The organism is Rhodococcus sovatensis (genome assembly GCF_037327425.1).
In the GTDB taxonomy this organism is placed as follows: domain Bacteria; phylum Actinomycetota; class Actinomycetes; order Mycobacteriales; family Mycobacteriaceae; genus Rhodococcoides; species Rhodococcoides sovatense.
This window is the reverse complement of record NZ_CP147846.1, coordinates 3,405,471-3,431,653: the sequence shown is the minus strand read 5'-3', so window position 1 is coordinate 3,431,653 and position 26,183 is coordinate 3,405,471. Positions and strand designations below refer to the sequence as shown.

Sequence of the window (26,183 nt, the reverse complement as noted above, 5' to 3'; positions counted from 1 at the left end):
ACGCAACCAGGATAGGTGTGTTGGCCGCCGCGGCCCTGGTTGCCAGTCCGTTGCTGGCGGCGTGCGGATCGTCCGACGACAGCACGCCTGTGCTGAGCTTCTATACCGCAGCAGACGGCGCGGAACAGTATGCCGCCTCTGCGGAAGCGTGCTCTGCTGCGTCGGGCGGCCGCTACAAGGTCGAACAGAGAACCCTTCCCAAGAGCGCGAACGATCAGCGACTGCAGCTGGCGCGTCGTCTGGCGGGCAACGACGACACGCTCGATCTCATGACACTGGACGTTGTCTGGACGGCCGAATTCGCCGAGGCGGGTTGGGCGTTACCGGTGCCGGACGATCTGGCGGCGTCGCTGCGGGATGGGTCGACCCTGGAAGGTCCGCTGGCGACCGCGGAATGGCAGGACCAGCTCTACGCGGTTCCGCTCAACTCGAACACGCAGTTGCTCTGGTATCGCCCTGACGAAATCCCCGGTGGCGTACCGCCGCAGACGTGGGACGAGATGATCGACATGGCCGAATCCAACGCGGCCGAAGGCAAACCCGCGTACATCGGCGTTCAGGCCAAGCAGTACGAAGGCCTGATGGTCTGGTTCAACAGCCTGCTCGTCAGTGCCGGTGGCCAGGTCGTCGGCGAAGACGGCACCACCGTCGAGCTGAACGACACCCCCGAGCATCGCGCGGCCACCGAGAAGACGCTCGAAATCATGAAGCGCGTCGCCACCGCGGACGGTCACGACCCCTCGATCTCGCAGACCGACGAGGCGACGGCCCGCTTGGGTATGGAAGCAGGCAACTCCGCCTTCCAAGTGAACTATCCGTTCGTGCTGCCCGGCATCAAGGAGAACGCGGCGGCAGGGGCGGTTCCGTTCCTGGACCTCACCAACGTTCCAGCGGATCAACAAGATGCAGCCGTCGCCGAGGTGTTCCGCAGTGCGCCGTACCCGGCGGTCATTCCTGATACTCCAGCGAAGGTCACGATCGGCGGATTCAACATCGGCGTCGCGAAGACCACCAAGCACGAGGACCTCGCGTGGGAAGCCGTCGCGTGCTTGACCAACGAGGACAATCAGCGCAACAACGCAGTCGACGGCGGTGTCCCGCCGGTGCTCGCACCGCTCTACCAGGATCCTGAATTCCAAGCGGTGTACCCCGCGTGGGAAGGCGTGCTCGACGCCATCGAGAACGCCGCGGTGCGTCCGGTCTCGCCCGCGTACCAGAGCATTTCGATTCTTCTCGCGGACGCGCTGAATCCGCCACAGAACATCGATCCGGTCGCCGATGTGGACAAGCTCGCCGATCTCGTTTCCAAGGCAGTCAATTCCGAAGGGCTGATTCCATGAGCGAAACGCGTGACAAAGAAGCAGTCCTGAAGAATCTGTCCGACGGCAAGAAAGCCGAGCGCAGGCTCGGGTTGATCCTGATCGCTCCTGCCGCGATCATGATGCTCGCCGTCACCGGATACCCGATCGTCTACGCCTTCTGGCTCAGCCTTCAGAAATACAATCTGGCGTTCCCCGACGATCGCGAATTCGTCGGACTGTCGAACTACGTGACGGTGCTGAGCGACGGCTACTGGTGGACGGCGTTCACCGTCACCCTCGGAATCACGATCGTGTCGGTGATCATCGAGTTCGTACTCGGCCTCGCCGTCGCACTGATCATGCATCGCACCATCTTCGGCCGCGGACTCGTCCGTACCGTGGTGTTGATTCCGTACGGCATCGTTACCGTCGCGGCCGCCTACAGCTGGTACTACGCGTGGACGCCCGGTACGGGATATCTCGCCAATCTGCTTCCCGACGGCAGTGCTCCGCTGACCGAGCAGATACCGTCGCTGGCGATCGTCGTGCTCGCCGAGGTATGGAAGACCACCCCGTTCATGGCCTTGCTACTCCTCGCCGGACTTGCTCTCGTGCCGGACGACCTGCTCAAAGCAGCGCAGGTCGACGGTGCAGGTGCCTGGACACGCCTGATACGCATCACGATTCCGCTGATGAAGCCGGCCATTCTGGTCGCCGTGCTCTTCCGCACCCTCGATGCGTTCCGCATCTTCGACAACATCTACGTGCTGACCAAGGGCAGCAACGGCACTGGCTCGGTGTCGATCCTCGGTTACGACAACCTGTTCGGTGCATTCAATCTCGGACTCGGCTCGGCGATCAGCGTTCTGATCTTCTTCTGCGTCGCCATTATCGCGTTCGTGTTCATCAAGCTGTTCGGTGCTTCGGCGCCGGGCTCGGACGACGGAGGCCGTAAGTAATGACGACCGTGACGCCTCGCAAGAAGGTCGGTTGGACCGTCATCAACGCGCTCGTACTTCTGTATGCGCTCGTTCCACTGGCCTGGATCATCAGTCTGTCGTTCAAATCGACGGCCACCATCGCCGACGGCAAGTTCATTCCGAGTTCCATCACTTTCGACAACTACAAGGGAATCTTCAGTACCAATCAGTTCACGTCGGCGCTGATCAACTCGATCGGCATCGGGCTGATCACCACGGTCATCGCTGTCGTGATCGGCACGATGGCGGCGTACGCCGTTGCGCGGCTGGACTTCCCGGGCAAGAAGTTGCTCGTCGGAGCAGCACTGCTGATCGCGATGTTCCCGCAGATCTCGCTCGTGACACCGTTGTTCGACATCGAACGCAAGCTCGGGTTGTTCGACACGTGGCCGGGCCTGATCATCCCGTACATCACGTTCGCTCTGCCGCTGGCGATCTACACGCTGTCGGCGTTCTTCCGTGAGATTCCGTGGGAGCTGGAAAAGGCGGCCAAGATGGACGGCGCCACACCGGCACAGGCATTCCGGAAGGTCATCGCGCCGCTCGCGGCACCCGGAATCGTCACCGCCGCGATTCTTGTGTTCATCTTCGCCTGGAACGACCTTCTGCTCGCCATCTCGTTGACGGCGACGGAACGGTCGATCACGGTGCCTGCCGCGATCTCCCAGTTCACCGGCAGCTCGCAATTCGAAGAGCCCACCGGGTCGATTGCCGCGGCCGCCGTGGTCATCACCATTCCGATCATCATCTTCGTGCTCTTCTTCCAACGACGCATCGTGGCGGGCTTGACGTCCGGCGCAGTGAAGGGATAACCGTCATGGCCGAAATCGTTCTCGACAAAGTCACCAAGCTCTACCCCGATGGCGCCGCTGCGGTCAGCGACGTGGACATCACCATCGCCGACGGCGAGTTCATCATCCTCGTCGGACCTTCGGGATGCGGAAAGTCCACGACGCTCAACATGATCGCCGGGTTGGAGGACATCTCGTCGGGAGAACTGCGCATCGCTGGTGAACGCGTCAACGAGCGCGCACCCAAGGACCGGGACATCGCGATGGTGTTCCAGTCTTACGCGCTGTACCCGCACATGACCGTCCGCCAGAACATCGCATTCCCGCTGACGCTCGCGAAGCTCAGCAAGAACGAAATCAACGAGAAGGTGGAGGAGGCTGCGAAGATCCTCGACCTGAGTCAGCACCTCGATCGCAAACCGGCAAACCTGTCCGGCGGTCAGCGTCAGCGAGTTGCCATGGGCCGCGCCATCGTCCGTACTCCCAAGGCGTTCTTGATGGACGAGCCGCTGTCGAACCTCGACGCAAAGCTGCGCGTGCAGACTCGCGCGGAGATCTCGCGGCTACAGAAGCGGCTCGGTACGACGACCGTGTACGTGACGCACGATCAGACCGAGGCGATGACACTCGGCGACCGAGTGGTGGTGCTGCGTGGCGGTCTCGTACAGCAGATCGGATCGCCGCAGGAGCTCTACGACAAGCCTCGAAACTTGTTCGTGGCGGGCTTCATCGGTTCGCCGTCGATGAACTTCGTGCCGGGAACCTTGACCGCAGACGGCGTTGCCACCGAACTCGGCAACTTCGAACTCCCGAGGGAGCGTCGGGCGGCGATCCAGAAGAAGAATCCAGGAAACGAAGTCGTGGTGGGCATCCGCCCCGAGCACTTCGAGGATGCCGCACTCATCGACTCGTACCAGAAGCTCAGCGGCGCGACGTTCACCGCGAAGGTTGACGTCATGGAGTCGATGGGTAGCGACAAGTACGTCTACTTCGAATCCAAGGGCAGCAAGGTGCAGTCGGCGGAACTCCAGGAACTGGCAGCGGATGCCGGCCTGGGCGAAGCTGGTGCCCAGGTGGTTGCGCGGTTGGCCGCGGAGTCCAAGGCAGCCGCAGGCGGCGACGTCGAGCTGTGGTTCGATCCGGCGAAGATCTCGGTATTCGACCAGGCTTCGGGCGACAATCTGACGCTGTAGGCCTCCGGCCCAGTGGCACGGTTGAGTGCATCGGAATGCACTTAACCGTGCCACTAGCGCGGAGCGCTGGGATTATCCTGCGGAACCGGTCGAAAGCACCGTTGTGGGCTTGGCTGTGCGGTCGCTGGCAGGGGGTGTGGGCACCCGAATCGCCAAGGCGGACAACGTCACTATCGCGCATGCGAGGGCTCCGACCACGAAGGCGGCCGTGTAGACGGCCTCACGGGGCACCGAGGTCCCGGCGATGGTGTACGTGGCGAGCATCGTCGTCAGGACGGCGCTTGCAATCGAGGTTCCGACGGTTCGCACGATGGAATTGACGCTGTTCGCGACACCGGTGTCGGCGGCAGATACTTCGGCCATCAGCAGATTGGGAATGGCGGCGAAGGCCAGGGAAACGAAGATGTTGATCACCGCTGACGCAACGATCACCTGCCAGGTGACGGAGTGGAAGAAGGCGAAGAACACGAAACCCGCGGCGCCGATGACGCCACCCGCGATCAGGACTCGACGTGGGCCGTAACTCCTGATGAGTCCGCCGCTCAGAGTTGCCACGACGACGCCCGTCGCAGCACCGGGCAGCAGGTACACGACACTGGCGGAAAGAACGTCCGCACCGAACCCGTAGCCGGCGATGTCCCTGGGCGTCTGTACGAAATACGAGCACGCGAGAAAGTTCACGAACATCCCGATTCCGACGAACACGGTTGCGAGGTTGGTCGCGAGCAGCGGACCATGAGTGAGCATCCTCGGTGCGACGAGGGGTTCCTTGATCCGGTTCTCGAAGATCCACCACAGGGCGAGAACCACCGCTCCGACGAGCGCGCACCCGAGCGTCGCAGCTGATCCCCATCCCCAGGATCGGCCCTGGGTCAACGCGAGGAACAGCAACACCAGCGCCGCTGCGAGCAGTATGGCGCCCCACCAGTCCACTGACCCTCTCGCGTTGCGAGGGCGCAGAGGAACCCCGAACCATGCGAGTGTCATCGCCAGCACGACGAAGGCCACCGTCAGCCAGAAGACTCGGTGGTAGTCGGCGCCGTCGGCGGTCAGCAATCCTGTCAGGACGAGCCCGAAGCCGCCGCCGACGCCGAGGGTGCCGGACAAGATCGCCATCGCGCCGACGAGTTTTCTCGGCGGCAGTTCGTCGCGGAGGATAGCCAGCGCGATCGGGAACAACGCATAGGAGACACCTTGCAGTACCCGGCCGACGAGCAAGAGCGGCAGCGAGTGGGTGAGTGCAGCGAGGAGGGATCCGACGAGGACGACGAGGAGCACCGCAATCAGAACCGGTCGCTTACCGTGCAGGTCCGCAAGTCGTCCGATGACGGGCGTCGCGACGACAGCGGCGAGAAGGTTGGCAGTGAGAACCCAGCCGGCGGCGGTGGTACTGACCTCGAGTTGTGACCCGATGGTCCCGACGATGGGGATGACCATCGTTTGCAGTACGGCAAGGGTCATGACCACGAAGCAGAGGCCGGGAAGGAGCAGACGCCCGGGCCGAAGCTCGTCGGCGCGAGCGTTGGTCGACATTCCGAAAAACCTCGTTACATTTCTAAGCGAAGGGAAGAATCAAACAATTTGATGTACGCATCTAAGTACTTATCAGGTTTCCGGCGATCGGGGAAGGCCAGGAGCAGCTAATGGGTCGCTCACCTGCACTGTCCAACCGCGCTGTGGGCGTCGCCACCCTCGCTCGGCAACATTTGCTCGAACGGGCGGAGATGCCGGCCGAGTCGATGGTCGGTCATCTGCTCGGGATGCAGGCTCAGGCACCGTTCCCGCCGTATTTCGGACTGTGGTCGAGAATCGTTGCATTTCGTGCCGAGGAACTGGCTGGGTTGATCGAGAATGCGCGGGTCGTGCGGATCGTGCTCATGCGCGGCACAGTGCATCTGGTGACCGCAGCGGACGCCGCGTTCCTGCGGCCACTCGTGCAACCGATCCTGGACGCAGATCTTCGAACCAATACCCAGCACCGGCAGGCGCTGGCAGGCGTCGACGCTGCGACGGTTGCCGTCATCGGACGAGAGTTGTTCGCCGACGGTCCGCTAGGGCACTCCGAACTCGGAGAGAGCCTTGCGCGGAGATTTCCCGACGCCTCACCGTCGTCGCTTGTGCATGCCGTCAGGAACTTGATTCCGCTGGTGCAGGTTCCGCCGAGAGCGGTGTGGGGCAAGTCTGGACACGTTCGCCTGATGCCGCTGGAGAAATGGACCGGAGTCGACGTCGAGACGAATCCCTCGCCGGAGAGGATGCTGCTGCGCTACCTCGCGGCGTTCGGCCCGGCCTCTGTCGCCGACGCCCAGAGCTGGTCCGGGTTGACGAGATTGGGTGAGGTGATGGAGCGCGTGCGACCGCAGTTGATCACCTTCACCTCGGAGTCGGGTGCCGAACTGTTCGACCTGCCCGACGCGTCGAGGCCGGAACTGGATACGCGAATGCCGGTCCGGATCATCGCAGCTTTCGACAATCTGTTGCTGTCGCACGCCGATCGATCGAGAGTGATCACCGCTGATTCCCGCGCGAAGTTGTTCACCCGCAACGGGGTGTTTCCGCCAGTAGTGCTCGTCGACGGACAGGTCGCGGGCGAAGTGAAGCTGACACGGGAGAAGGCTCGATCACTGATAACCGTTGTCCCGTACCGGCGGTTGTCGAAAGCGCATCAGGCGACCGTCGCGGCGGAAGCCCGTCGTATGTCGAAGTTCGCCGCTCCCGCCGCTGCCGAGCACGAGGTCACGTTCGCCGAGGTCGTGTAGTGCGGGCGCGTTCCCTCAGTTCCGAGACGATCTCGTCGTTCCAGACATGTTCGCGGACAAGGCGATAGCGCTCGCGGATCATCCACAGGTATGCCTCGGCATCGGTCTGTCCTTCGAGGATGTCGGCGGCACGCACCATCCTGACGACGGGCAGGAATTCCTCGCCGAACCAGCGCCGGGCAACCGTTGCGCGATCGACGAACTCGCACAACTCCTGCATCAATCGGAAGCCCCATGCCTCGACGCTCTCGCTGAGCTCGGCGTAGTCGAACGGATCCGTCACCGTGACCGCTTCCCGAGCCTTGCCGACGAGGGGGACTCGGGACAGGAAGATCCGCCGATGATCCTTGATCAGTAGATCACCCCTGCGGGTGATTCCCTCGGGGGAGATGCGGGTGATGATCTCGGTGACGAGTGCGTCGATCGTTGCGCGATGCATGGCAAAAGCAATCGACACGCGGTGGTGGCCGTCGAGCACGAAATGCATCGACCCGATGCGATAGACCTGGATCGGCGGCATCGCCTCGCCGCGCCGCTGTGCAGCCGCCAGTCGCTGCCACCGTTCGCGGATACGAGCCGATGTGGGCCGGAAGAACCTATCGAAATCCCTTGTGCGGTCGACACTTCCGACGATCGAGTCGACGCGGATCACCTGCACACCCAACTGCCGCTCGCCGACTTTGCCGAGGGCTGCGACTACCTCGTCGAACGGCAGGATCGTGTTGACGTCGTCCGGTTGGCGACGGAGCCAGCCTACGAGGCGTGCGATATCGGCGCGACGGCGCTGACGGGTGAAGTCGTTTTCCGCGTCGGCTACGGGAAAGCCGGTGTCACGTGCCATGGCGTCGCCTCAGGATGGTGGGAGCAGTGACGTCCCGGTCGCCTCCGCCGGGTTCGATCTGAAGAAGTGTGTAGCCGACGGTATTGATGACGGCCGATCCGTACAACTCGAAATCCTCAGGTGTCCGGCCGTGCGGATGGATATGGCCGTGCAGGTGAACCTGAGGGCCCAATGACCGGACGACGTCGTCCAGGCACTCGAACCCGATATGAGCCGGATCGGTGTCGTCGCCGACGCCGAACGGAGGGCTGTGTGTCAGCAACACATCGACGCCTCGTCGGTCCCCACGGACTTTCTCGGCCCAGTTCTTGGTGCGAGTCAGCGTGCGGGCGCGTCGGCGTTGTTGCCGCTGCGTCCACTGATTCGGTCCACCGTTGTACCGGATCGAACCGCCGAGACCCGCAATCCTGAGTCCGGCAGCGGTCACGATCTTGCGGTCCGCGTTGACAGCCCCGACGGGGCCAGGCCATGTGCTCGGTAGGCCCGCGCGCATCCATCCTGCGCGGCCGGCGGAGTAGCCCGTCAGGTCCGCGTCGTGATTGCCGGGAACGAACACACAGGGTGCGTTCAGCGCATCAGTCAGATACTCGATGTAGTCGAACGGAAGATCCCCCGCACCGAGGATGAGGTCCACGTCCAAGGATCGGACCTGGGAACTCCACAGGCTTTCGATCGTTTCGTCGGCGACAGCAAGGACAGAGACCACTCGGACGACGCTACCGGGCGACGGTGGTGTTGGATGGACTTCGTGAGCGACAGTGTCATCGGCAGTGTAATTGCTCGGGTCCGGGCGCATCTGATCGCCGAGATCGGGGACGAGAACCCCTCGTCGGCGTCGGTGACTTTTCTCGGGCTGGAGCCGCTCGACGTGCTTCGATTCACGGCGGGCGAGGAAGACTTGGTCCGATACGTCACGCTCGGCTGCTCCCGCCATCCGATGGCGGATCCCAACGAGATGGTGGCCGATCAGTCCAGAGGACCGCGCGCTGAGCTGATCCTGACACTGCACGGTGGCGCCGGAGTCGCGTCGGGAGTGCACACGAAATTGGCCGTACTGGCCGCATCACCTGCGGTCGAGGGTGTCGTTCTGGTCGGCGATGCGTTGCTCGATCTGGGTGAGCCGCTGTGGGTGGGTTCGCCGTTCACCGCTGTGCTGCTCGGTGACAGTGACATTCCCGATCTACAGTTGCCCGAGCCGGCCGACCCGGTCAAATTCTTGCAGGTCGTGCCGATCACGGGCACCGAAGCGGCGTGGGTGCGGCTACGCGGTGCCGACGCTCTCCGCGAAGCATGGAACGAAGCCGGCATCGATGTCAGGGACCCGAGCAGGTCCGCGGTGAACCTCTAGAGCCAGTTGTTGCGCCGGAACGTGGCGAACAAACCGATGCACACCGACGCCACGATCCCGACGACGATGTAATAGCCGTACTGCCAGTGCAGCTCGGGGATGTTGTCGAAGTTCATCCCGTAGATTCCCGCGACCATCGTCGGCACCGCCGCGATCGCAACCCACGCCGAGATCTTTCTCATGTCCATGTTCTGCTGCATCGTCACGCGCGCCAGCGCTGCGTCGACGAGCGAGCTGAGTACTTCGTCGAACTCTGCGACGCGTTCAGCGACCGTCGTGTGATGGTCCTGCACGTCCCGTAGGTAGCGCCGCACGGCCTTGGGGATCGGAGTGTCTGCGCCCTGCACCAGCTGGTTGAGCGGCGTCGACAGCGGCGTCACCGACCGTCGAAGCTCGACGACCTCGCGCTTGAGCAGGTAGATGTTCTCGATCGGCACGTGGTGGTTGGGGGAGAACACCTCTTCCTCCATGACGTCGACGTCCCGTTCGATCGAACCCGTCACCGCGAGGTACTCGTCGACGACGTGGTCGGCGACGGCATGCAGAACTGCGGAGGGGCCGAGGGCCAAGCGTTCGGTGTTCGCCTCCAATCGGTGGCGCACACCCGCCAGGCCGGAGTGCTCGCCGTGTCGGACGGTGATGACGAAGTCGCGGGCGAGGAACACCATGATCTCACCGCTCTCGACGATTTCGTTGGCTGTCGTCACCGATTCGTGCTCGACGTAACTGACGGTCCGCAGCACGAGGAATGCGACGTCGTCGTACCGTTCGAGTTTCGGGCGCTGATGAGCGTGGACGGCGTCCTCGACCATCAGCTCGTGTAGGCCGTAACACTCGGCGACCCCATTCATCTGACCTTCGTCCGGGGCGTGCAGCCCGAGCCAGACGAATCCCTCGCCGCGCTTACGTACCTCGCCGATCGCGGCGGAATGTGTGTACTTGCCCGGCAGTCTGACGCCATCGACGTAGACGGCGCAGTCGACGATGGCGCGAGCGGTGGGGACGGGGACCTTCGGTCCGGCGGCGTGTCCGCGGTTCGACGGGCGAAGCGAGTGCAGTGACGGCAGCGACGGCCTCGGTGGAAGAGACGGCATGGCGCGAATCGTACGCCTGCGATACGAACAGTTCGGTGAGCCTGAGACACTGGCTCTCGTGCTCATCGACCTCCACACCCACTCCTCGGTCTCCGACGGCACGGACAGCCCAGAGGAGCTGGTGCGTGCCGCTCACAGGGCAGGCTTGGATGTTGTGGCCATCACCGATCACGACACCACAGCAGGGTGGGACGACGCCGTTCGAGCGGCCCCCGCGGGGCTCACCGTCGTGCGCGGGATGGAGATGTCGTGCGTCGGCCGCGGCGTGGACGGTGACCCGGTGCCGGTCCATCTGCTCGCCTATCTCTTCGACCCGACGGACGAGGTGTTCGCGGTGGAACTCGAGCGGCTGCGTACCGAACGGACGGGCCGAATCCGATCGATGGCGGAGTTGCTCGCCGTCGATCATCCCGAAATCGTTCCCGACGAGATCCTGGCCGCGACGGGGGAGTCCGCCGGACGGCCACACCTCGCTCGGGCCCTTGTCGACATCGGTGCCGTCGGCAGTGTGCAGGAGGCATTCGACAGCTACCTGGCAACGGAAAGCCCGTACTACGTGGCGAAGGTGGACACCCCGCTCGATCGTGCGATCGAGATGATCCGCATTGCCGGTGGAGTGAGTGTCGTTGCGCATGCTCGCGCTCGTACTCGGGGCAGGCTGCTGGACCCGCAGCACATTCGCGAACTCGTCGGACACGGTCTGAACGGCGTCGAAGTCGACCATGCCGACCACAACCCAGCGGACACTCGATTCATGCGCGACCTCGCCGACGAGCTCGATCTGATCGCCACCGGATCCTCGGATTACCACGGTGGGAACAAACACCTGCGGCTCGGTGAGCACACCACCGACGTCGAGCAGTACGAGCGGATCTTGGCTGCGGCAACGGGTGTACCAGCCTCTGTGTCGAGCCCGACGTGAGCTTCGACACGACGCTGTACCTGACCGTGCTGATCACGCTGTTCGTGATCATGGACCCGCCGGGCGCAATACCGGTGTTCCTCTCGCTCGTCGGCCGAAAGAGCAAGGAAGAGCGGAACCGGGCCGCATGGCAGGCGCCAGCGGTATCACTGACGGTCATCTCGGTGTTCGCGATCGGCGGTCAGGCGATCCTGAATTACCTGCACATCGGCATCCCCGCACTGCAGGGTGCGGGTGGACTGTTGCTGCTCATCATCGCGCTGTCGTTGCTGACGGGACGTGGAGCGGGTGGTGGGTCCGAGGCCGAAGACGTCAATGTCGCTCTCGTCCCGCTCGGCACCCCGCTGATGGCCGGCCCCGGTGCGATCGCTGCCGTCATCGTCTACGTCAGCCAAGCCGACGGCCACACGGGTTCTCTTGTCGCCGTCGCACTCGCAATCGTGACGATCCACCTTGTGTTCTTCCTCGTTCTCAGGTTCTCGACAGTGTTGATTCGCATCCTGGGCGAAGGTGGCATCACCCTGCTCGCCCGAATCGCGGGTCTACTGTTGGCCGCGATCGCGGTCCAGCTCATTGCGGACTCCGTCCGCGGATTCATCACAGGAGGCTGACGGTTTGCTACGGGGTTTGAGTGGGGCCGTCACCGCAGGTCTCGTCGTACTTGCGCTCGTCGTTGTCGGGGCACAGTATCTCGGAAGCCAGCGCGGCTTCCCCGGACCTGGGACGGTATCCGTAGCCGCGCACCTCGGTGCTGCGATCGTGGCGATCGTGATCCAGCACTTCGCCGACCACCGGCGTCGAGCAGTGTCGGCTCTGGCCTCCCTGTCGGTCTTCGTCGTCGCCGGCGTTCTGCTGTGGACACAATGGTGGGGATAAGGGTGGGAAGGTGGGGGTGGGGATGACGTTTGCGCGTTTCGCTGTTCCGGTGGCACACTTAGCGACTAGTGCAGCCTCGGACGCCACAGCGCCAGGCTCGAATGTGACGGCTCACCCGCCTCACGCGATTATGTGATTTCACGGCAGACGCAGCCACTAAGGGCGCGCTCCGGAGACATCTACTTCGAATTACCTGCCGGTGCGTCATCGGAATGTTTCCTGGGGGCTATAACGTGACAATCGTGACCGAACCGACAAATACCACCGCCGATCTGGCCGCCATCACCGACGAGGAGATTTTCCTCGGACACGTCGGTGGCAAGCTGTCCGTCGAACTGACAGCACCACTCGAAACTCAGCGTGATCTGTCGATCGCCTACACGCCGGGCGTCGCACAGGTGAGCCGAGCTATCGCGCAGGACGCTTCACTCGCCAAGCAGTACACGTGGACCGACCGGCTCGTCGCCGTCATCACGGACGGCTCGGCGGTGCTCGGACTCGGCGACATCGGGCCGCGCGCATCCCTTCCTGTCATGGAAGGCAAAGCTGCGCTGTTCAAGAACTTCGCCGGCCTCAACTCGATTCCCATCGTGCTCGACACCCAAGATGTCGACGAGATCGTGGATACCATCGTGCGGTTGCGGTACAGCTTCGGAGCCGTCAATCTCGAGGACATCTCGGCTCCGCGTTGCTTCGAGATCGAGCGACGCGTCATCGAGGCACTCGACTGCCCGGTCATGCACGACGACCAGCACGGGACGGCCATCGTTGTCCTCGCCGCGCTCAACGGCGCCGCGAAGTTCCAGGGGCGAAGCACGTCGGGTCTGAAGATCGTCATCTCCGGCTCCGGTGCTGCAGGCGTCGCGTGCGCGAACATTCTTCTCGCCGCGGGAATTCCGGACGTCGTCGTGCTCGATTCCAAGGGGATCGTCTCCGCTGATCGCGGAGATCTCAACTCCGTCAAGGTTGAGCTCGCTGCGCGTACCAACCCGCGCGGACTGTCTGGTGGTGCCGGTGATGCGCTGACGGGCGCAGACGTGTTCCTCGGTGTGTCGGCGGGCAAGATCGACGAAAGTTACATCGCGTCGATGGCCCCCGGGTCCATCGTGTTCGCGCTGTCGAATCCCGATCCCGAGATTCACCCGGAAGCGGCTGCCAAGTACGCATCGATCGTCGCGACCGGGCGAAGTGACTTCCCCAATCAGATCAACAACGTTCTCGCCTTCCCCGGCGTGTTCAAAGGCGCACTCGACGCCGGCGCACGTCGCATCACCGAAGGCATGAAACTCGCCGCTGCCGAGGCAATCCTCTCGGTTCTCGGCGACGAGCTGGCTGCGGACAAAATTGTGCCGAGCCCGCTCGATCCTCGTGTCGCCCCAGCCGTTGCGGACGCAGTTGCGGCAGCAGCGCGAGCCGAGGGCGTCGCGTAGGACACTGGGAAAGAAACGCCCCGAACCGAGCCTCACCGGGCTGTGGTTCGGGGCGTTTCGTTTTCTCGTCCAGGAACGTGCGCCTACACCTTGATCTTTGGCTTGAGCCGACCGGTGCCGGGAACCGAGGCCCAAACCGCAAGGGCGAGTAAGCCGTCGATGATCAGGGTCAACAGCGCAACGAGGATCGCCCCGACCAGCACACGTCCGTAGTCGTACAGGGCGAGACCGTCGAAGATGTAGCGGCCTAGTCCACCGAGGTTGACGTACGCCGCGACGGTAGCGGTGGCGATGATCTGCAGGGTGGTGTTTCGCAGTCCGCCGATGATCAGCGGCAACGCATTTGGGATCTCGACGCGAAAGAGCACCTGCACTTCGGTCATTCCCATCGCCCTCGCGGCGTCGACCACGTTGTCGTCGACGTTTGCGATACCGGAATAGGTCCCGGCTAGCAGCGGCGGTATACCGAGGAGCACCAACGCGATGATCGGGGGCACGAGACCGAGGCCGATGACGAGGACCAGAAATACCAGGATGCCGAGGGTCGGTAGCGATCGAAGTGCATTCACGAGCCCGACGATGACCGCCTCGCCTTTGCGCAGGTGGCCGATGAGTAACCCGATCGGTATCGCGATGACGGCCGACAGCACGACGGCGAGCAGGCTGTACCAGATGTGCTCGATGATTCGGGCGCCGATTCCCGTGGGCCCGGCCCAGTTTCCGCTGTCGACGATGTAGGAGAACGCCTCCGAGAACAGATTCATGCCCGCGCCTTCTTCGTCGATGCCGTCCCCAGGCGCGTCCACGGTGTCAGCTTTCGGCCGAGCAGATACAGGCCTGCGTCGAACACCAGGGCCAGGAAGACGATGGAGATGATGCCGGCGACGATCTGATCGGGGTAGTCACGCTGATAACCCTGCGTGAACAATTGGCCGAGACCGCCGATGCCGATCACCGATCCCACCGACACGAGAGAAATGTTGGTGACTGCGACGACCCTGATGTTTGCGATCAGAACAGGAAGCGCCAGCGGCAATTCCACGGCAATGGCTCGTCGCAGCGGTGAGTACCCCATGGCCTCGGCTGAGTCGACGACCGCGAACGGCACCGAATCGAGCGCCTCCGGGACAGCCCGGATGAGCAGCGCTGTCGAGTACACCGCCAGCGCAATGACGACGTTGAGCGGGTCTAGCACCGGAAGGCCGACAACAGCCGGAATGGTGACGAACAGAGCCAGCGACGGGATCGTGAACGCGATGCTGGCCACCGTCATCGTGACCTTCCGGACCCAGCGCGCGTTTCGGATGACGGTGCCCACCGGGATTGCTATGAGCAGTCCGATCAGCAGCGGAACGAGCGACAGGTACAGGTGTGTCTTGGTGTACCCGAGGACGACGTCGAAATTGTCGACGAGCCACGTCACTGTGAGGTGTCCTCGTTGCTGAAGTGATGCCGATTGCGCTCTTCATCTTCGGATCTACGTTGCACAGCAAGGTGTTCGAGGATCTCAGCAGCATCTACGCTGCCGACGGCGGCTCCGGTGGAATCGACGGCGACTCCGATTCCCGACGGAGACGAGATGGCCGAGTCGAGTGCCTGACGTAGATCCCCACCCTCGGTGAACAGCGAGCCACCTGCTGCGGTGCTGTCGTCGAGAGGTCGACCGTCGCGGACCTTCTCGACCCCGGTGGCGTCGATCCAGCCGAGGGGGCGACGCTCGGAGTCGACGACGAGAACCCACTGGCCCTGTGCCAGCCGAAGACCGCGAACTTCGCTTTCAGTTGCCGTGTCGATCGGATGCATCGTGACCGATTGGGCAGAGCGGAACGACAGACCTCGATAGCCTCGATCGCGGCCGACGAACGAAGCAACGAAAGATGTTGCAGGAGCTGCGAGTATGGTCGCCGGCTTGTCGTACTGCTGTAGGCGTCCCTGAGGTCCGAAGACCGCGATATTGTCTCCGAGGCGTACGGCCTCGTCGATGTCGTGGGTGACGAACACGATGGTCTTCTTCAGATCTGCCTGCAGTCGAAGCATCTCGGTCTGTAGGTCCTCACGAACAACCGGATCGACTGCGCTGAACGGCTCGTCCATCAGCAAGATCGGCGGATCCGCGGCCAGGGCACGCGCGACCCCGACCCGCTGCTGTTGGCCGCCCGACAGCTGCGCCGGATAGCGCGACGCGAAAGCCGGATCGAGTCCGACTCTTTCGAGTACGCCGAGCGCGGCTTTACGTGCGGCGCGCCTGGATTCGCCGCGTAGGACCGGCACCGTCGCGACGTTGTCGACGACGGTGCGGTGAGGTAGCAGCCCCGCGCTTTGAATGACGTAGCCGATTCCGCGCCGCAGTTTCACCGCGTCGGTCTCGGCGATGTTGCGACCGTCGACGGTGATCACTCCCGAGGTGGGAGTGATCATCCGGTTGATCATGCGCATCGAGGTGGTCTTGCCACACCCGGAAGGCCCGACGAACACGGTGAACGATTCGGGCTCGATCACCAGATCCAAACTGTCGACCGCGATTGTGCCGCCGGGAGTAGAGCCTGCGGAACGACCCCGAACATCCGGATAGGTCTTGCCGACTCCGTCGAATGTGATCATCAGCTGACCGGTTGGTCCAGTCCCTTGTCCGCCACCCACGCCCTTGCGGCGGCGGCGGGTTCGACCTTCGCGTCACCGGACACGGACGTGTTGAGCGCGATCAATTCCTCGGTGGTGATCTGAGCGGAGACCGCATCGAGAACCTGGGTGAGCTTGTCCGACTGCTTGGAGGTGTTGAGCACCGGAATGATGTTCTGGGCGGCGAAGTTGTTCTCCGGATCTTCGAGCACCACGAGGTCGTTCTGTGCAATCGACGGTGCGGTGGTGAAGATATCGGCTGCGACAACTTGACCGGACACCAGAGCCTCGACGGTGGCAGGACCACCACCGTCGGAGATCGGAACGTAGTTTCCGGGGGCGATGTCGAGTCCGTACTTGGCTTTCAGCCCGGGAAGTCCGCCGACGCGCTCCTGGAACTCCGGCGTTCCCGCGAAGGTGACGTCGGCGGAGAAAGGAGCGAGGTCGCCGATGGTGGTCAGATTGCGTTCGGTTGCAGTTGCCCTGGTCACGACGACTGCATCCTTGTCCTCGCCGGGGGCTTGAGCTGTGACGGTCAGATCCGAGCCGAGTGCGTCGGGCAGTGCCGCGAGAACGTCCTCGGATGATGTTGCGGTCGCTGACTCGTCCAGGTACTGCAGGAGATTGCCGGTGTAGTCGGGGATCAGGTCGATCGATCCGTCTCGCACTGCCGGGATGTACGCCTCGCGGCTGCCGATATTGAGCTTGGTGCTCACCTCGAAGCCATTGGCGCGCAGGGCTTCGGCGTAGATGTTGGCCACTGTTTCGGATTCGGGGAAGTTGGCCGAACCGATCACGATCGAATTGGGATCGCTGTTGCTCTCGCCGCCTCCGGAGGACAGGGGATCACTGTTGCCGCCGCACGCGGTCATGACGACAGCCGTGACGGAAAGTGCAACGACGGCTCGCGCAGATCTGGTGATGTTCAAGTGAATCCCTTCCGGCGGGGCTCGCTGGGGTGTGGTCGAACCAGGTCTTCGAGCATAGTCATAGGGTTGGTGCGATGACTATCTCGTTCGCTCTTGTTCCCGGCGAGCGCAATCGGTAAACCTGCTGCGTGAGCAGGTGGAATGGAGTTTCTGTGGTCGGGTCGGCGCCGAGAGTGCTCACAGCGGCGATCGTGGCGCTGACGTTGGCTGGGTGTGCGGCGGACACCCAGGAGCGCGCGACGATCGTTGTCGGGGCGGGTGAGAACGTCACCGGGGCAGTGCTGGCGCACATCTACGCCGGTGCGGTTCGCTCTGCCGGAGTCACGGCAGAAGTGAAGGAAGGTCTTGGCGAACGCAGCGACTACGTTGCCGCTCTCGACGGTGGCGAGATATCCCTCGTACCGGATTTCACCGGGGATCTTCTGCACACGTTCGACTCGCTGTCGGGTGCTACCGAAGCCGAGGACGTGTTCGTCGACCTGAACAGGTCGCTGCCCGAGGGGCTGTCGGTGGGGGACTACGCACTCGCCGAGGACCGGATGGCCATCGCAGTCTCGTCGAGCGGACCGTTCGCGGAAGTGTCGTCGCTGTCGGACTTCGCGCCGAGCTGCAGCGATGCCGTGGTCGGAATCGTCGAGAAGTCGTCCGGTATCGAACCGATGGAGATCGGAATGCAGCTGGGGCCCGTGTACGGATGTTCGTTCACGGAGTTCACCGTCTACCCGGACTCGGAATCGGCGGTCAGCGCTCTGGATTCCGGTGAAGTCGATGCGTTGGCGCTGCGGACGTCGTCGTTCGGACCACTCGCAGCGGACTTGTCGACCCTCGATGACGACGAGTCGGCGATCATCGCGCAGAATGTGGTTCCGCTCATGCGTGACGGTGCGCTCGACGATGCTGCGTTCGCGACGCTCGGTGTCGTTGCAGGTGAGCTGACCACTGCGGACCTCGCCGAGATGATCGGCGAGGTCCGCAGTGGTGCGAACTCAGGCGATGTCGCTGCTCGATGGCTCGGCGAGCACAACCTCTGACGTCCGGACCCGTGCCCCGAGAAAGGCGCCCATGTGGTGCACGGCCTGGGCGGCTTCACGCAGGATCGAAGCCTGCAGATGCGCTACGTGCCAGAGCTTTTCGTATTCGACGTACTCGACTTCGACGCCCGACAACAGCAGCTTGTCGTGGAAAGCCACGATCTGCGGATAGAGAACCTCGGACGTCCCGACGTGCATGACGATCGGCGGCAAGCCGGTGAGATCACCCTGTAGTGGTGCGTACCCCTGGTCCAAAGGATCGCCGTCGCCGAGGTACGCCACGGCCGCCGCGAACGACCATGCGGTGTTGACGACGAGATCCCGGTCGAACAGCGCGTCTCGTGCAGCCGGATCCACCCACGGTGAGATCAGGCCGAGTGCAGCAGGATTCACGCCGTCGTCGACGAGATGGCGTGCAGTGGCGACCGTGAGCCCGCCGCCTGCCGAATCGCCCGCGATTGCAACACGATCCGCGGTGTAGCCGTGCGACTTCAGTAGTTCGCGGTAGGCAGCGACTGCGTCGTTCAGGCCGGTCGGGTACGGGTTCTCGGGGGCGAGGGAATAGTCGAGAACGTATACAGCGCTTGCTGATTCACGGGCGAGATGCGCTGCGAGCGAGCGGTGGGTAGCCATCGATCCGATCGTGTACGCGCCGCCGTGCAAATAGAGCACCGCAGTGTCGCGTTCGGTAGCACCGACGGTGACCCGTTCCGCTCTGCGTCCGGCCAATGTCAACGGCTGTACCACAGCGCCGTCCGGCATGGTCTGGATCGGAGCGCCGAGGTCGAGGATCCTGCGCTGAACCGTGATGGGGAGCCGCGCATCGAGCGCGAATCGGTAGAACGGTTTCAACGCCGCTCTGACCAGCGGAAGCGGCAGGTAGAAGGATTTCATGACTGCTTCTTTCGCGGCATGGCGCGGCTCGCGACGACCGCGATCACGCGTTGATACTTCGATCCGGTAATGCGCTGAAGCAAATCGAGTGCGATGGCGTCGGAGCCGATCAGCACGCGGCCCTTGCCCTTCTCGACGCCCTTGAGGATCGTCTTGGCAGCCTGATCCGGAGTTGTCTTGGCGAGCTTGGCGTCGAAGAACTTGGCGACCGACTGCTGGTCGTAATTCTCGGCGACGGTGGCGTTGCGCGCGATCGCGGTCTTGATGCCGCCGGGATGCACGACGGTCATCTTGACCGGGGCTTTCGAGATCAGCAGCTCCATCCGAAGTGCCTCGCTGAAGCCGCGGACAGCGAACTTGGCAGCGTTGTAGGCAGCCTGCGACGGCATCGCCAGCAGTCCGAAAAGACTGGAGATGTTGACGATGTGGCCGTCACCGGATTCCTGCAGGTGCGGAAGGAAAGCCTTCGTACCGTTGACGACTCCCCAGAAGTCGACGTCGACGATCCGCTCGATGTCCTTGAACGACGAAGCCTCGACGTCACCGTGGTACGCGATGCCCGCATTGTTGTAGATCTGATTGATCTTGCCGAACCGCGCCCTCACCGTATCGGCGTAGTCGAGCACGGTCTCGCGCTGCGACACATCGAGGAACTGCGAGGCAACCTCAGCGCCGAGTGCTTCGACCTGACGGACAGTCTCTTCCAGACCGTTCACGTCGACGTCCGACAGTGCCAGCTTGGCGCCGCGTTCGGCGAGATTGAGCGCGAGCGCGCGTCCGATACCGGATCCCGCGCCGGTGACTACGGCAACTTTGCCTGCGAATGTTGTGCTCACTGTGCTGCTACCTCGATGTCGTTGTCGGCGGTGGCGCCGACGGCTGGTGTTGGGAGATCGGATGCCGCGACGCTACGGTACGCCGCGAGGTCGAATTTTCTGGTGATCGCGCGGAATCGGAACGTGAAGTCCGGCCACAGCGTCGTGTTGTTCCCGTGCTTGTCGAGGTACCAGCTGGCGCAGCCACCGTTCATCCAGACGCTGTTCGCCATGCGATCCTGCAGGTCGGCGTTGTAATCGTCCTGCACGTCCTTGCGGACTTCGATCTGCCCGATGCCGTGCTTCTCGATCGTGTCCAACGCGTCGATGACGTAATTGAGCTGCGATTCGATCATGAACACCATCGAGGTGTGTCCGAGGCCGGTGTTGGGCCCGACGAGGAAGAACATGTTGGGGAAGCCCGCGACCGCGGCACCCTTGTAGCCCTGCTGGCCTTCTTCCTCGAACGTCTGCGCGAGCGTCTTGCCGCCTGTTCCGTAGATGCCCTGGTAGGCAGGCGAATCCGTGACGTGGAATCCGGTCGCGACGATCAGTGCGTCGATCTCACGTTCGGTGCCATCGGCGGAGACGATGGAGTTCGCCTTGACCTCTACGATCCCGTCCGTGACGAGGTCGACGTTGGATCGATCGAGTGCGGGGTAGTACGCGTTCGAGATCAGCATGCGCTTGCAGCCGATGCGGAAGTTCGGCGTGACCTTCTTGCGCAGCGACTTGTCCTTGATGCCCTTGCTGATCTGCTTCTTGGCGATGACCTCGAACATCCGCATCAGGGCGGGCTTCTTGGCCAGCCCGACGACCTGTGTTTCCCGAGCCGCGTAGATAGCGGTGCGAGACAGTCGCTGGACACCGGGAATGCGCTTGAAAGCGAACTTCTCGATGCCGGTGTATTCGCGATCGAAGCGGGGGAGGATCCACGGTGCGGTGCGTTGGTACACGTCGAGGCGCTCCACCTTGTCCGCGATGGCAGGCACGATCTGGATCGCCGACGCACCAGTGCCGATGATCGCGACACGCTTGCCTGCCAGCGAGACGTCGTGGTTCCACTGTGCGGAGTGGAAGACGTCGCCTTCGAATCCTTCGATGCCCTTGATCGGCGGGAGGTTCGGCTCGCACAGTGCGCCTACTGCGGTGACGACGACCTTGGCCGTGTACTCACCGGTGCTTGCGATGATGTTCCAGCGGTGGGTGTTCTCGTCCCAGGTCACCGACGTGACGTCGGAATTGAAGACATGCTTGCTCAGGACGTTGTACTTTCGTGCAACAGAAGAGATGTACTTCTGAATCTCGGGCTGAGTCGAGAACGAGCGAGTCCAGTCCGGATTGAGTGCGAACGAGTACGAGTACAGGTGAGACGGCACGTCGCACGCTGCGCCCGGGTACGTGTTGTCGCGCCACGTCCCACCGACATCGCTGCCTCTTTCGAGTACGAGGAAGTTGTTCTTGCCTTTCTGGGTCAGCTTGATCGCTGCCCCGAGGCCGGCGAAGCCGCTGCCGATGATGACTGTGTCGACCTGGCGCGGGGCCGTCACGCGCTCCGAAGTATCTGTTACGGAAAGACTCATGAAAACGAGAATAGGAGCTTATTGAGTGTGAGTCAATAGTTATTGACTGTCATTCAGTAAGCTGGTTGCATGGCGAGTGTGAACAACCCAGCAATCAAGCGAACTCGGATGAGCCCGGAAGAGCGGCGTGCCCAGCTGATCGAGCTCGGTACGGAAATGCTGGCGGACCGCCCCCTGGAGCAGGTATCCGTCGAAGACATCGCCGATCAGGCCGGAGTTTCGCGGGGGCTGCTGTTTCACTACTTTTCCTCGAAGCAGGACTTTCACCTCGCGATCGTCCGTGAAGCCAGCAAGACCATGCTCGAGCGCACGGCACCGGATATGACTCTCGGGCCCTACGAAACGCTGCGGGATTCGATCGCGAACTATGTCGACTACGTAACCGAGAATCGAGAAACGTTCCTGTCGTTGCTGCGTGGATCGGCGACGGGAGACCCCGATATGCGCCGAGTGTTCGAGGAGACCCGCACGACCATGGCCGACCGAACCGTCGCGAACCTGTACACGCTGAACGTCGAGGCCAACCCGGCCACGGAACTAGCAGTACGAGGCTGGATCGCGTTCGTCGAGGAGGCCACCATCTCGTGGTTGCGTAATCCTCAGATCAGCAGGGACGACCTCATCGAACTCAACGTCGGAGCCCTGCCTGCCGTGGCCCTCGCGCCGAGCACGATCGCGGCGCTCCTCGGAGCCGGTGCGGCGGCGGAGTGAGATCTGGTCCGCCGCGTGCCCTGGTCCGCTTGAATGTCACCTGCTAGCTATCTGATCGTATGGATGGACCTTTCAAGCGATGGTCGGCCAACCGCCAAAACAGCGAACGGCGCATTCGGTCACCTCATGGGTGACCGAATGCGCCGTTCGCTGTAGAGAAGGGCGGTGAAACTACTCGCCGACGCCGGAGAACGCCTCGTCGATGATTTCGAGCTGCTCGACGGCGTGGACCTTGCTCGAGCCCGAGGACGGAGCGGACATCGCGCGACGCGACACTCGCTTGATTCCGCTCAGAACGTCGGGCATGAGCTCCGGGAATGCCAGGCCGAACAACGGCCACGCACCCTGGTTTGCCGGCTCCTCCTGGACCCAGCGGAACTCGGTCGCGTTCGGGTAGCTGTTGATCGCCTCGGTGATCCGACGAGTCGGAATCGGGTACAGCTGCTCGATGCGCACGATGGCAACATCCTCGCGGTTGTCCTTCTGCTTCCGGGCGAGAAGCTCGTAGTAGAGCTTGCCGCTCACCATCAGGACGCGCTTGACCTTGCTACGGTCACCGGTGCCGGTGTCGTAGGTCGGCTCGTCGAATACCGAGTGGAACTTGCCGTCGGTGAAGTCCTCGATGTTGGACACCGCTGCCTTGTTGCGCAGCATCGACTTCGGGGTGAAGACGATGAGTGGTCGGCGAATGCCGTCACGTGCGTGCCTGCGCAGCAGGTGGAAGTAGTTCGCCGGAGTCGACGGAAGCGCAACCGTCATGGAGCCCTCGGCGCACAGTGTCAGGAAGCGCTCGATACGCCCGGACGTGTGGTCCGGTCCCTGGCCCTCGTGGCCGTGCGGCAGCAGCAGCACGACGTCGGAGAGCTGACCCCACTTCGCTTCACCGGACGAGATGAACTCGTCGATGATGGACTGCGCGCCGTTGACGAAGTCGCCGAACTGCGCTTCCCACATCACCAGTGCGTCCGGGTTGCCCACCGAGTAGCCGTACTCGAAGCCGACGGCTGCGAACTCGCTCAGCGCGGAGTCGTAGACCATGAACTTGCCGGGGTTCTCGCTGCCGATGTTGTGCAACGGCGTGTACTCGGCGCCGGTCTTGCGGTCGATGATGACCGAGTGACGCTGGGTGAACGTGCCGCGGCGGGTGTCCTGACCCGAGAACCGAACGTTGCGTCCCTCGTCCACGAGCGAACCGAGGGCGAGAAGCTCGCCGAAGGCCCAGTCGACCTTGCCCTCGTACGCCATTTCCCGACGCTTTTCCAGAACAGGCTTGACGCGCGGGTGCACGTTGAAGCCGTCGGGAACCTCGAGGAAGGCGTCGCCGATGCGATGCAGAACCGACTTGTCGACCGCGGTGGTGAGCTTTGTGGGCAACTGCTGGTCGAGTTCGACCGACTCGCTGGGCTCGGGGGTGTACTTCTCGAGCTCGCGCACCTCGTTGAAGACCCGTTCGAGCTGTCCCTGGTAGTCGCGCAATGCGTCCTCTGCCTCTTTGAGGGAGATGTCGCCGCGGCCGATGAGGGATTCGGTGTAGCTCTTGCGGACGCTGCGCTTGGTGTCGATGACGTCGTACATCGCCGGCTGCGTCATCGAGGGGTCGTCGCCCTCGTTGTGTCCACGCCTGCGGTAGCAGATCATGTCGATGACGACGTCCTTGTTGAACTTCTCACGGAAGTCGACGGCGAGCTGAGCGACGCGGACGCATGCTTCCGGGTCGTCGCCGTTGACGTGGAAGATCGGCGCGCCGATCATCTTGGCGACGTCGGTGCAGTACTCCGACGAGCGGGAATGCTCGGGCGCGGTGGTGAAACCGACCTGGTTGTTGACGACGATGTGCACGGTGCCGCCGGTGCGGTAACCGCGCAGCAGCGCGAGGTTCAGCGTTTCCGCTACGACGCCCTGGCCCGCGAATGCCGCGTCACCGTGGAGCATCAGCGGCAGAACGGAGAATCCGCCCTCGCCTGCACCCTTGTCGAGCAGATCCTGCTTCGCGCGGACGAGTCCTTCCAGGACCGGGTCGACGGCTTCCAGGTGCGACGGGTTCGCGGTCAACGAGACTGCGATGTCGTTCTCGCCGAACATCTGGATGTAGGTACCTTCGGCCCCGAGGTGGTACTTCACGTCGCCGGAGCCGTGTGCGGCAGCCGGGTTCATGTTGCCCTCGAACTCGGTGAAGATCTTCGAGTAAGGCTTGCCGACGATGTTCGCCAGAACGTTCAGGCGACCGCGGTGCGGCATGCCGATGACGACCTCGTCGAGCGAATGCTCGGCGCTCTGGTCGATAACGGCGTCCATCATCGGGATGACGGACTCGGCGCCTTCGAGCGAGAAGCGCTTCTGCCCGACGTACTTCGTCTGCAGGAAGGTTTCGAACGCCTCAGCGGCATTGAGCTTGCTGAGGATGTACTTCTGCTGTGCCACAGTCGGTTTGACGTGAGTAGCTTCGACGCGTTCCTGCAGCCATGCGACCTGATCGGTCTCGAGGATGTGGGTGTACTCGACGCCGACGTGGCGGCAGTACGAGTCACGCAGAACGCTGAGCACGTCGCGCAGACGCATCTTGTCCTTGCCGTGAAAACCGCCGACCTTGAATTCGCGGTCGAGGTCCCACAGCGTCAGGTCGTGGCTGATCACGTCGAGGTCCGGATGCATCCGGAACTTGTCCTTGGTGAACTGCAACGGATCCGTGTCGGCCATCAGGTGACCGCGGTTGCGGTACGCGGCGATGAGCTCGAGGACACGGGTGTTCTTGTCGACGATGCCTTCGGGGAGATCCTTGCGCCACCGGATCGGCTCGTACGGGATCTTCAGCGAATGGAAGATCTCGTCGTAGAACTCGTCGCTGATCAGCAGGTTGTGGATCGTGCGAAGGAAATCGCCCGACTCTGCACCCTGGATGATGCGGTGGTCGTACGTCGAGGTCAGCGTCATGAGCTTGCCGACGCCCAGTTCGGCGAGCCGTTCGTCGCTCGCGCCCTGGAACTCGGCCGGGTATTCCATGGCGCCTGCACCGATGATGGCGCCCTGACCGTTCATCAGACGCGGCACCGAGTGCACGGTGCCGATTCCGCCTGGGTTGGTCAGCGACAGCGTGACGCCCTGGAAATCCTCGCCGGTCAGCTTGCCGTCGCGAGCGCGGCGAACGATGTCCTCGTAGGCGTTGTAGAACTGCGTGAACGAGTAGTCCTGCGTGTTCTTGATCGCGGCGACGACGAGGTTGCGGCTTCCGTCCTTGCCCTTCAAGTCGATGGCCAGGCCAAGGTTCGTGGCTGCCGGGGTGACTGCATTCGGCTTGCCGTCGATCTCGGCGAAGTGGCGATTCATGTTGGGGAACGCCTTGACGGCCTGCACGATGGCGTAACCGAGCAAGTGAGTGAACGAGATCTTGCCGCCACGCGTACGAGCGAGATGGTTGTTGATCACGAGGCGGTTGTCGACCATGAGCTTGGCCGGGATCGCGCGAACACTCGTCGCTGTCGGAATCTGCAGCGACGCCGACATGTTCTTCGCGACGGCAGCAGCGGCGCCACGTAGAACCTTGGTGGACTCCTCCGCAGCGGATGCGGCGGCAGCGGGCTTCACAGCCGTCGCGGACGGATTGGCACCCGCGGCCTTCGATGTCGCAGGCTTGGACGTCGGCGTCGGCTTTTCCGCTGCGGGCTTGGATCCTGCAGGCTTGGATGCTGCGGGCTGGGATGCACTGACCTTGGACTCGGCAGCCTTGGGAGCTTCGGTCTTGGGGGTTGCAGTCTTGGTCTCAGCAGCCTTCGGAGCTGCAGCCTTCGGGGCGGAACTACCGTTGGCAGGAGGCGTACTGCCGTTCGGAACGGACGCGGTGTCGTCACCCGCCGGCGCGTCCGGGTTGTAGTCGGTGAGGAATTCGTGCCAGCTGGCGTCGACCGATGACGGGTCGACCTTGAAACGCTGGTACATCTCGTCGACCAGCCATTGATTTTGTCCGAATTGGGTAGTGGAGCTGCTGCTCACGGCAGTAGTTCGCCTCGATTCTTCTCTTCGTTCCCGATCAAACGCGCGTACACACCCAGGCTAGACCTCATGCAGGGAG

At 63.0% G+C, this 26,183-nt stretch carries 23 protein-coding genes and 1 pseudogene; 12 read left to right on the top strand and 12 right to left on the bottom strand.

Going from position 1 to position 26,183, the window contains the following annotated elements; all coding sequences use genetic code 11:
• Positions 1 to 17 precede the first annotated feature (17 nt).
• The 4 genes from WDS16_RS15795 to WDS16_RS15780 are packed head-to-tail and all read left to right on the top strand — an operon-like array spanning position 18 to position 4,265.
• Complete coding sequence (locus WDS16_RS15795) at positions 18 to 1,340, top strand: extracellular solute-binding protein (RefSeq protein ID WP_338886186.1); 1,323 nt, start codon at positions 18 to 20, stop codon at positions 1,338 to 1,340.
• Positions 1,337 to 2,260 (top strand): sugar ABC transporter permease, encoded by a 924-nt coding sequence (locus tag WDS16_RS15790; protein WP_338886185.1) that lies wholly within the window; start codon positions 1,337 to 1,339, stop codon positions 2,258 to 2,260. The genes WDS16_RS15795 and WDS16_RS15790 overlap by 4 nt, the downstream gene beginning before the upstream one ends.
• On the top strand, positions 2,260 to 3,093 hold the full coding sequence (locus tag WDS16_RS15785; protein WP_338886184.1) for a carbohydrate ABC transporter permease: 834 nt from the start codon (positions 2,260 to 2,262) through the stop codon (positions 3,091 to 3,093). The genes WDS16_RS15790 and WDS16_RS15785 overlap by 1 nt, the downstream gene beginning before the upstream one ends.
• Positions 3,094 to 3,098: 5 nt before the next feature.
• Positions 3,099 to 4,265, top strand: a complete 1,167-nt coding sequence (locus WDS16_RS15780) for a sn-glycerol-3-phosphate ABC transporter ATP-binding protein UgpC (protein WP_338886183.1) — start codon at positions 3,099 to 3,101, stop codon at positions 4,263 to 4,265.
• 72 nt (positions 4,266 to 4,337) lie between these two features.
• Here WDS16_RS15780 and WDS16_RS15775 read toward each other — a convergent pair.
• Positions 4,338 to 5,804, bottom strand: a pseudogene (locus WDS16_RS15775) (MFS transporter); the annotation flags it as partial.
• 104 nt (positions 5,805 to 5,908) lie between these two features.
• Between WDS16_RS15775 and WDS16_RS15770 the strand changes: the two are divergent.
• Positions 5,909 to 7,024, top strand: coding sequence for a winged helix DNA-binding domain-containing protein (locus tag WDS16_RS15770; RefSeq protein ID WP_338886182.1), 1,116 nt, complete (start codon positions 5,909 to 5,911; stop codon positions 7,022 to 7,024).
• Here the strand turns inward: WDS16_RS15770 and WDS16_RS15765 are convergent.
• Together WDS16_RS15765 and WDS16_RS15760 are read right to left on the bottom strand one after the other, a co-directional pair.
• Positions 7,002 to 7,865, bottom strand: coding sequence for a chromosome partitioning protein ParB (locus WDS16_RS15765; protein ID WP_338886181.1), 864 nt, complete (start codon positions 7,863 to 7,865; stop codon positions 7,002 to 7,004). The genes WDS16_RS15770 and WDS16_RS15765 overlap by 23 nt on opposite strands.
• Positions 7,855 to 8,571 carry a metallophosphoesterase family protein gene (locus WDS16_RS15760; RefSeq protein ID WP_338886180.1) on the bottom strand — a complete coding sequence of 239 codons (717 nt, stop codon included), beginning with the start codon at positions 8,569 to 8,571 and terminating at the stop codon, positions 7,855 to 7,857. Before WDS16_RS15760 ends, WDS16_RS15765 begins: the two co-directional genes overlap by 11 nt.
• A gap of 33 nt (positions 8,572 to 8,604) precedes the next feature.
• On the opposite strand from WDS16_RS15760, the gene WDS16_RS15755 reads away from it, so the two are divergent.
• Positions 8,605 to 9,213 carry a suppressor of fused domain protein gene (locus tag WDS16_RS15755; protein ID WP_338886179.1) on the top strand — a complete coding sequence of 203 codons (609 nt, stop codon included), beginning with the start codon at positions 8,605 to 8,607 and terminating at the stop codon, positions 9,211 to 9,213.
• Here WDS16_RS15755 and WDS16_RS15750 read toward each other — a convergent pair.
• Positions 9,210 to 10,307: a magnesium and cobalt transport protein CorA gene (locus tag WDS16_RS15750; protein WP_338886178.1), complete on the bottom strand. Its 1,098-nt coding sequence runs from the start codon at positions 10,305 to 10,307 to the stop codon at positions 9,210 to 9,212. The two genes, WDS16_RS15755 and WDS16_RS15750, sit on opposite strands and share 4 nt — an antisense overlap.
• Before the next feature lie 58 nt (positions 10,308 to 10,365).
• Between WDS16_RS15750 and WDS16_RS15745 the strand changes: the two genes are divergently transcribed.
• The 4 genes from WDS16_RS15745 (at position 10,366) to WDS16_RS15730 (ending at position 13,535) form a co-directional block, all read left to right on the top strand.
• A complete protein-coding gene (locus WDS16_RS15745; protein ID WP_338893477.1) occupies positions 10,366 to 11,229 on the top strand; it encodes a PHP domain-containing protein in 864 nt (287 codons plus the stop codon).
• Positions 11,226 to 11,840 carry a MarC family protein gene (locus WDS16_RS15740; protein WP_338886177.1) on the top strand — a complete coding sequence of 205 codons (615 nt, stop codon included), beginning with the start codon at positions 11,226 to 11,228 and terminating at the stop codon, positions 11,838 to 11,840. Before WDS16_RS15745 ends, WDS16_RS15740 begins: the two co-directional genes overlap by 4 nt.
• Before the next feature lie 16 nt (positions 11,841 to 11,856).
• Positions 11,857 to 12,105: a hypothetical protein gene (locus WDS16_RS15735; RefSeq protein WP_338886176.1), complete on the top strand. Its 249-nt coding sequence runs from the start codon at positions 11,857 to 11,859 to the stop codon at positions 12,103 to 12,105.
• Positions 12,106 to 12,338: 233 nt separating this feature from the next.
• Positions 12,339 to 13,535, top strand: a complete 1,197-nt coding sequence (locus WDS16_RS15730; RefSeq protein WP_338886175.1) for an NADP-dependent malic enzyme — start codon at positions 12,339 to 12,341, stop codon at positions 13,533 to 13,535.
• 83 nt (positions 13,536 to 13,618) lie between these two features.
• Here the strand turns inward: WDS16_RS15730 and WDS16_RS15725 are convergent, their stop codons facing one another.
• Genes WDS16_RS15725 through WDS16_RS15710 form a run of 4 tightly spaced genes read right to left on the bottom strand, consistent with a single transcriptional unit; the run spans position 13,619 to position 17,026 of the window.
• Positions 13,619 to 14,299: an ABC transporter permease gene (locus WDS16_RS15725; protein ID WP_338893475.1), complete on the bottom strand. Its 681-nt coding sequence runs from the start codon at positions 14,297 to 14,299 to the stop codon at positions 13,619 to 13,621.
• A complete protein-coding gene (locus WDS16_RS15720; protein ID WP_338886174.1) occupies positions 14,296 to 14,958 on the bottom strand; it encodes an ABC transporter permease in 663 nt (220 codons plus the stop codon). Before WDS16_RS15720 ends, WDS16_RS15725 begins: the two co-directional genes overlap by 4 nt.
• Positions 14,955 to 16,136 carry an ABC transporter ATP-binding protein gene (locus WDS16_RS15715; RefSeq protein WP_338886173.1) on the bottom strand — a complete coding sequence of 394 codons (1,182 nt, stop codon included), beginning with the start codon at positions 16,134 to 16,136 and terminating at the stop codon, positions 14,955 to 14,957. Before WDS16_RS15715 ends, WDS16_RS15720 begins: the two co-directional genes overlap by 4 nt.
• Positions 16,136 to 17,026, bottom strand: a complete 891-nt coding sequence (locus WDS16_RS15710; RefSeq protein WP_338893474.1) for an ABC transporter substrate-binding protein — start codon at positions 17,024 to 17,026, stop codon at positions 16,136 to 16,138. Before WDS16_RS15710 ends, WDS16_RS15715 begins: the two co-directional genes overlap by 1 nt.
• A gap of 185 nt (positions 17,027 to 17,211) precedes the next feature.
• Here WDS16_RS15710 and WDS16_RS15705 point away from each other — a divergent pair, with 185 nt between their 5' ends.
• Positions 17,212 to 18,114 (top strand): glycine betaine ABC transporter substrate-binding protein, encoded by a 903-nt coding sequence (locus WDS16_RS15705; protein ID WP_338886172.1) that lies wholly within the window; start codon positions 17,212 to 17,214, stop codon positions 18,112 to 18,114.
• Here WDS16_RS15705 and WDS16_RS15700 read toward each other — a convergent pair.
• From WDS16_RS15700 to WDS16_RS15690, 3 genes are read right to left on the bottom strand one after another with little or no spacing between them, the layout of a single operon-like run.
• On the bottom strand, positions 18,070 to 19,008 hold the full coding sequence (locus WDS16_RS15700) for an alpha/beta hydrolase (RefSeq protein ID WP_338886171.1): 939 nt from the start codon (positions 19,006 to 19,008) through the stop codon (positions 18,070 to 18,072). The two genes, WDS16_RS15705 and WDS16_RS15700, sit on opposite strands and share 45 nt — an antisense overlap.
• Positions 19,005 to 19,844: an SDR family NAD(P)-dependent oxidoreductase gene (locus WDS16_RS15695; RefSeq protein ID WP_338886170.1), complete on the bottom strand. Its 840-nt coding sequence runs from the start codon at positions 19,842 to 19,844 to the stop codon at positions 19,005 to 19,007. The genes WDS16_RS15700 and WDS16_RS15695 overlap by 4 nt, the downstream gene beginning before the upstream one ends.
• The gene (locus WDS16_RS15690; protein WP_338886169.1) at positions 19,841 to 21,406 is read right to left on the bottom strand and encodes an NAD(P)/FAD-dependent oxidoreductase; all 1,566 of its coding nucleotides are present in this window, start codon (positions 21,404 to 21,406) and stop codon (positions 19,841 to 19,843) included. The genes WDS16_RS15695 and WDS16_RS15690 overlap by 4 nt, the downstream gene beginning before the upstream one ends.
• A 69-nt stretch (positions 21,407 to 21,475) precedes the next feature.
• Between WDS16_RS15690 and WDS16_RS15685 the strand changes: the two genes are divergently transcribed.
• Positions 21,476 to 22,117, top strand: a complete 642-nt coding sequence (locus tag WDS16_RS15685) for a TetR/AcrR family transcriptional regulator (protein WP_338886168.1) — start codon at positions 21,476 to 21,478, stop codon at positions 22,115 to 22,117.
• 171 nt (positions 22,118 to 22,288) lie between these two features.
• On the opposite strand, the gene WDS16_RS15680 is transcribed toward WDS16_RS15685, so the two are convergent.
• Positions 22,289 to 26,104 carry a multifunctional oxoglutarate decarboxylase/oxoglutarate dehydrogenase thiamine pyrophosphate-binding subunit/dihydrolipoyllysine-residue succinyltransferase subunit gene (locus WDS16_RS15680; RefSeq protein ID WP_338886167.1) on the bottom strand — a complete coding sequence of 1,272 codons (3,816 nt, stop codon included), beginning with the start codon at positions 26,102 to 26,104 and terminating at the stop codon, positions 22,289 to 22,291.
• Between the last annotated feature and the right edge of the window lie 79 nt (positions 26,105 to 26,183).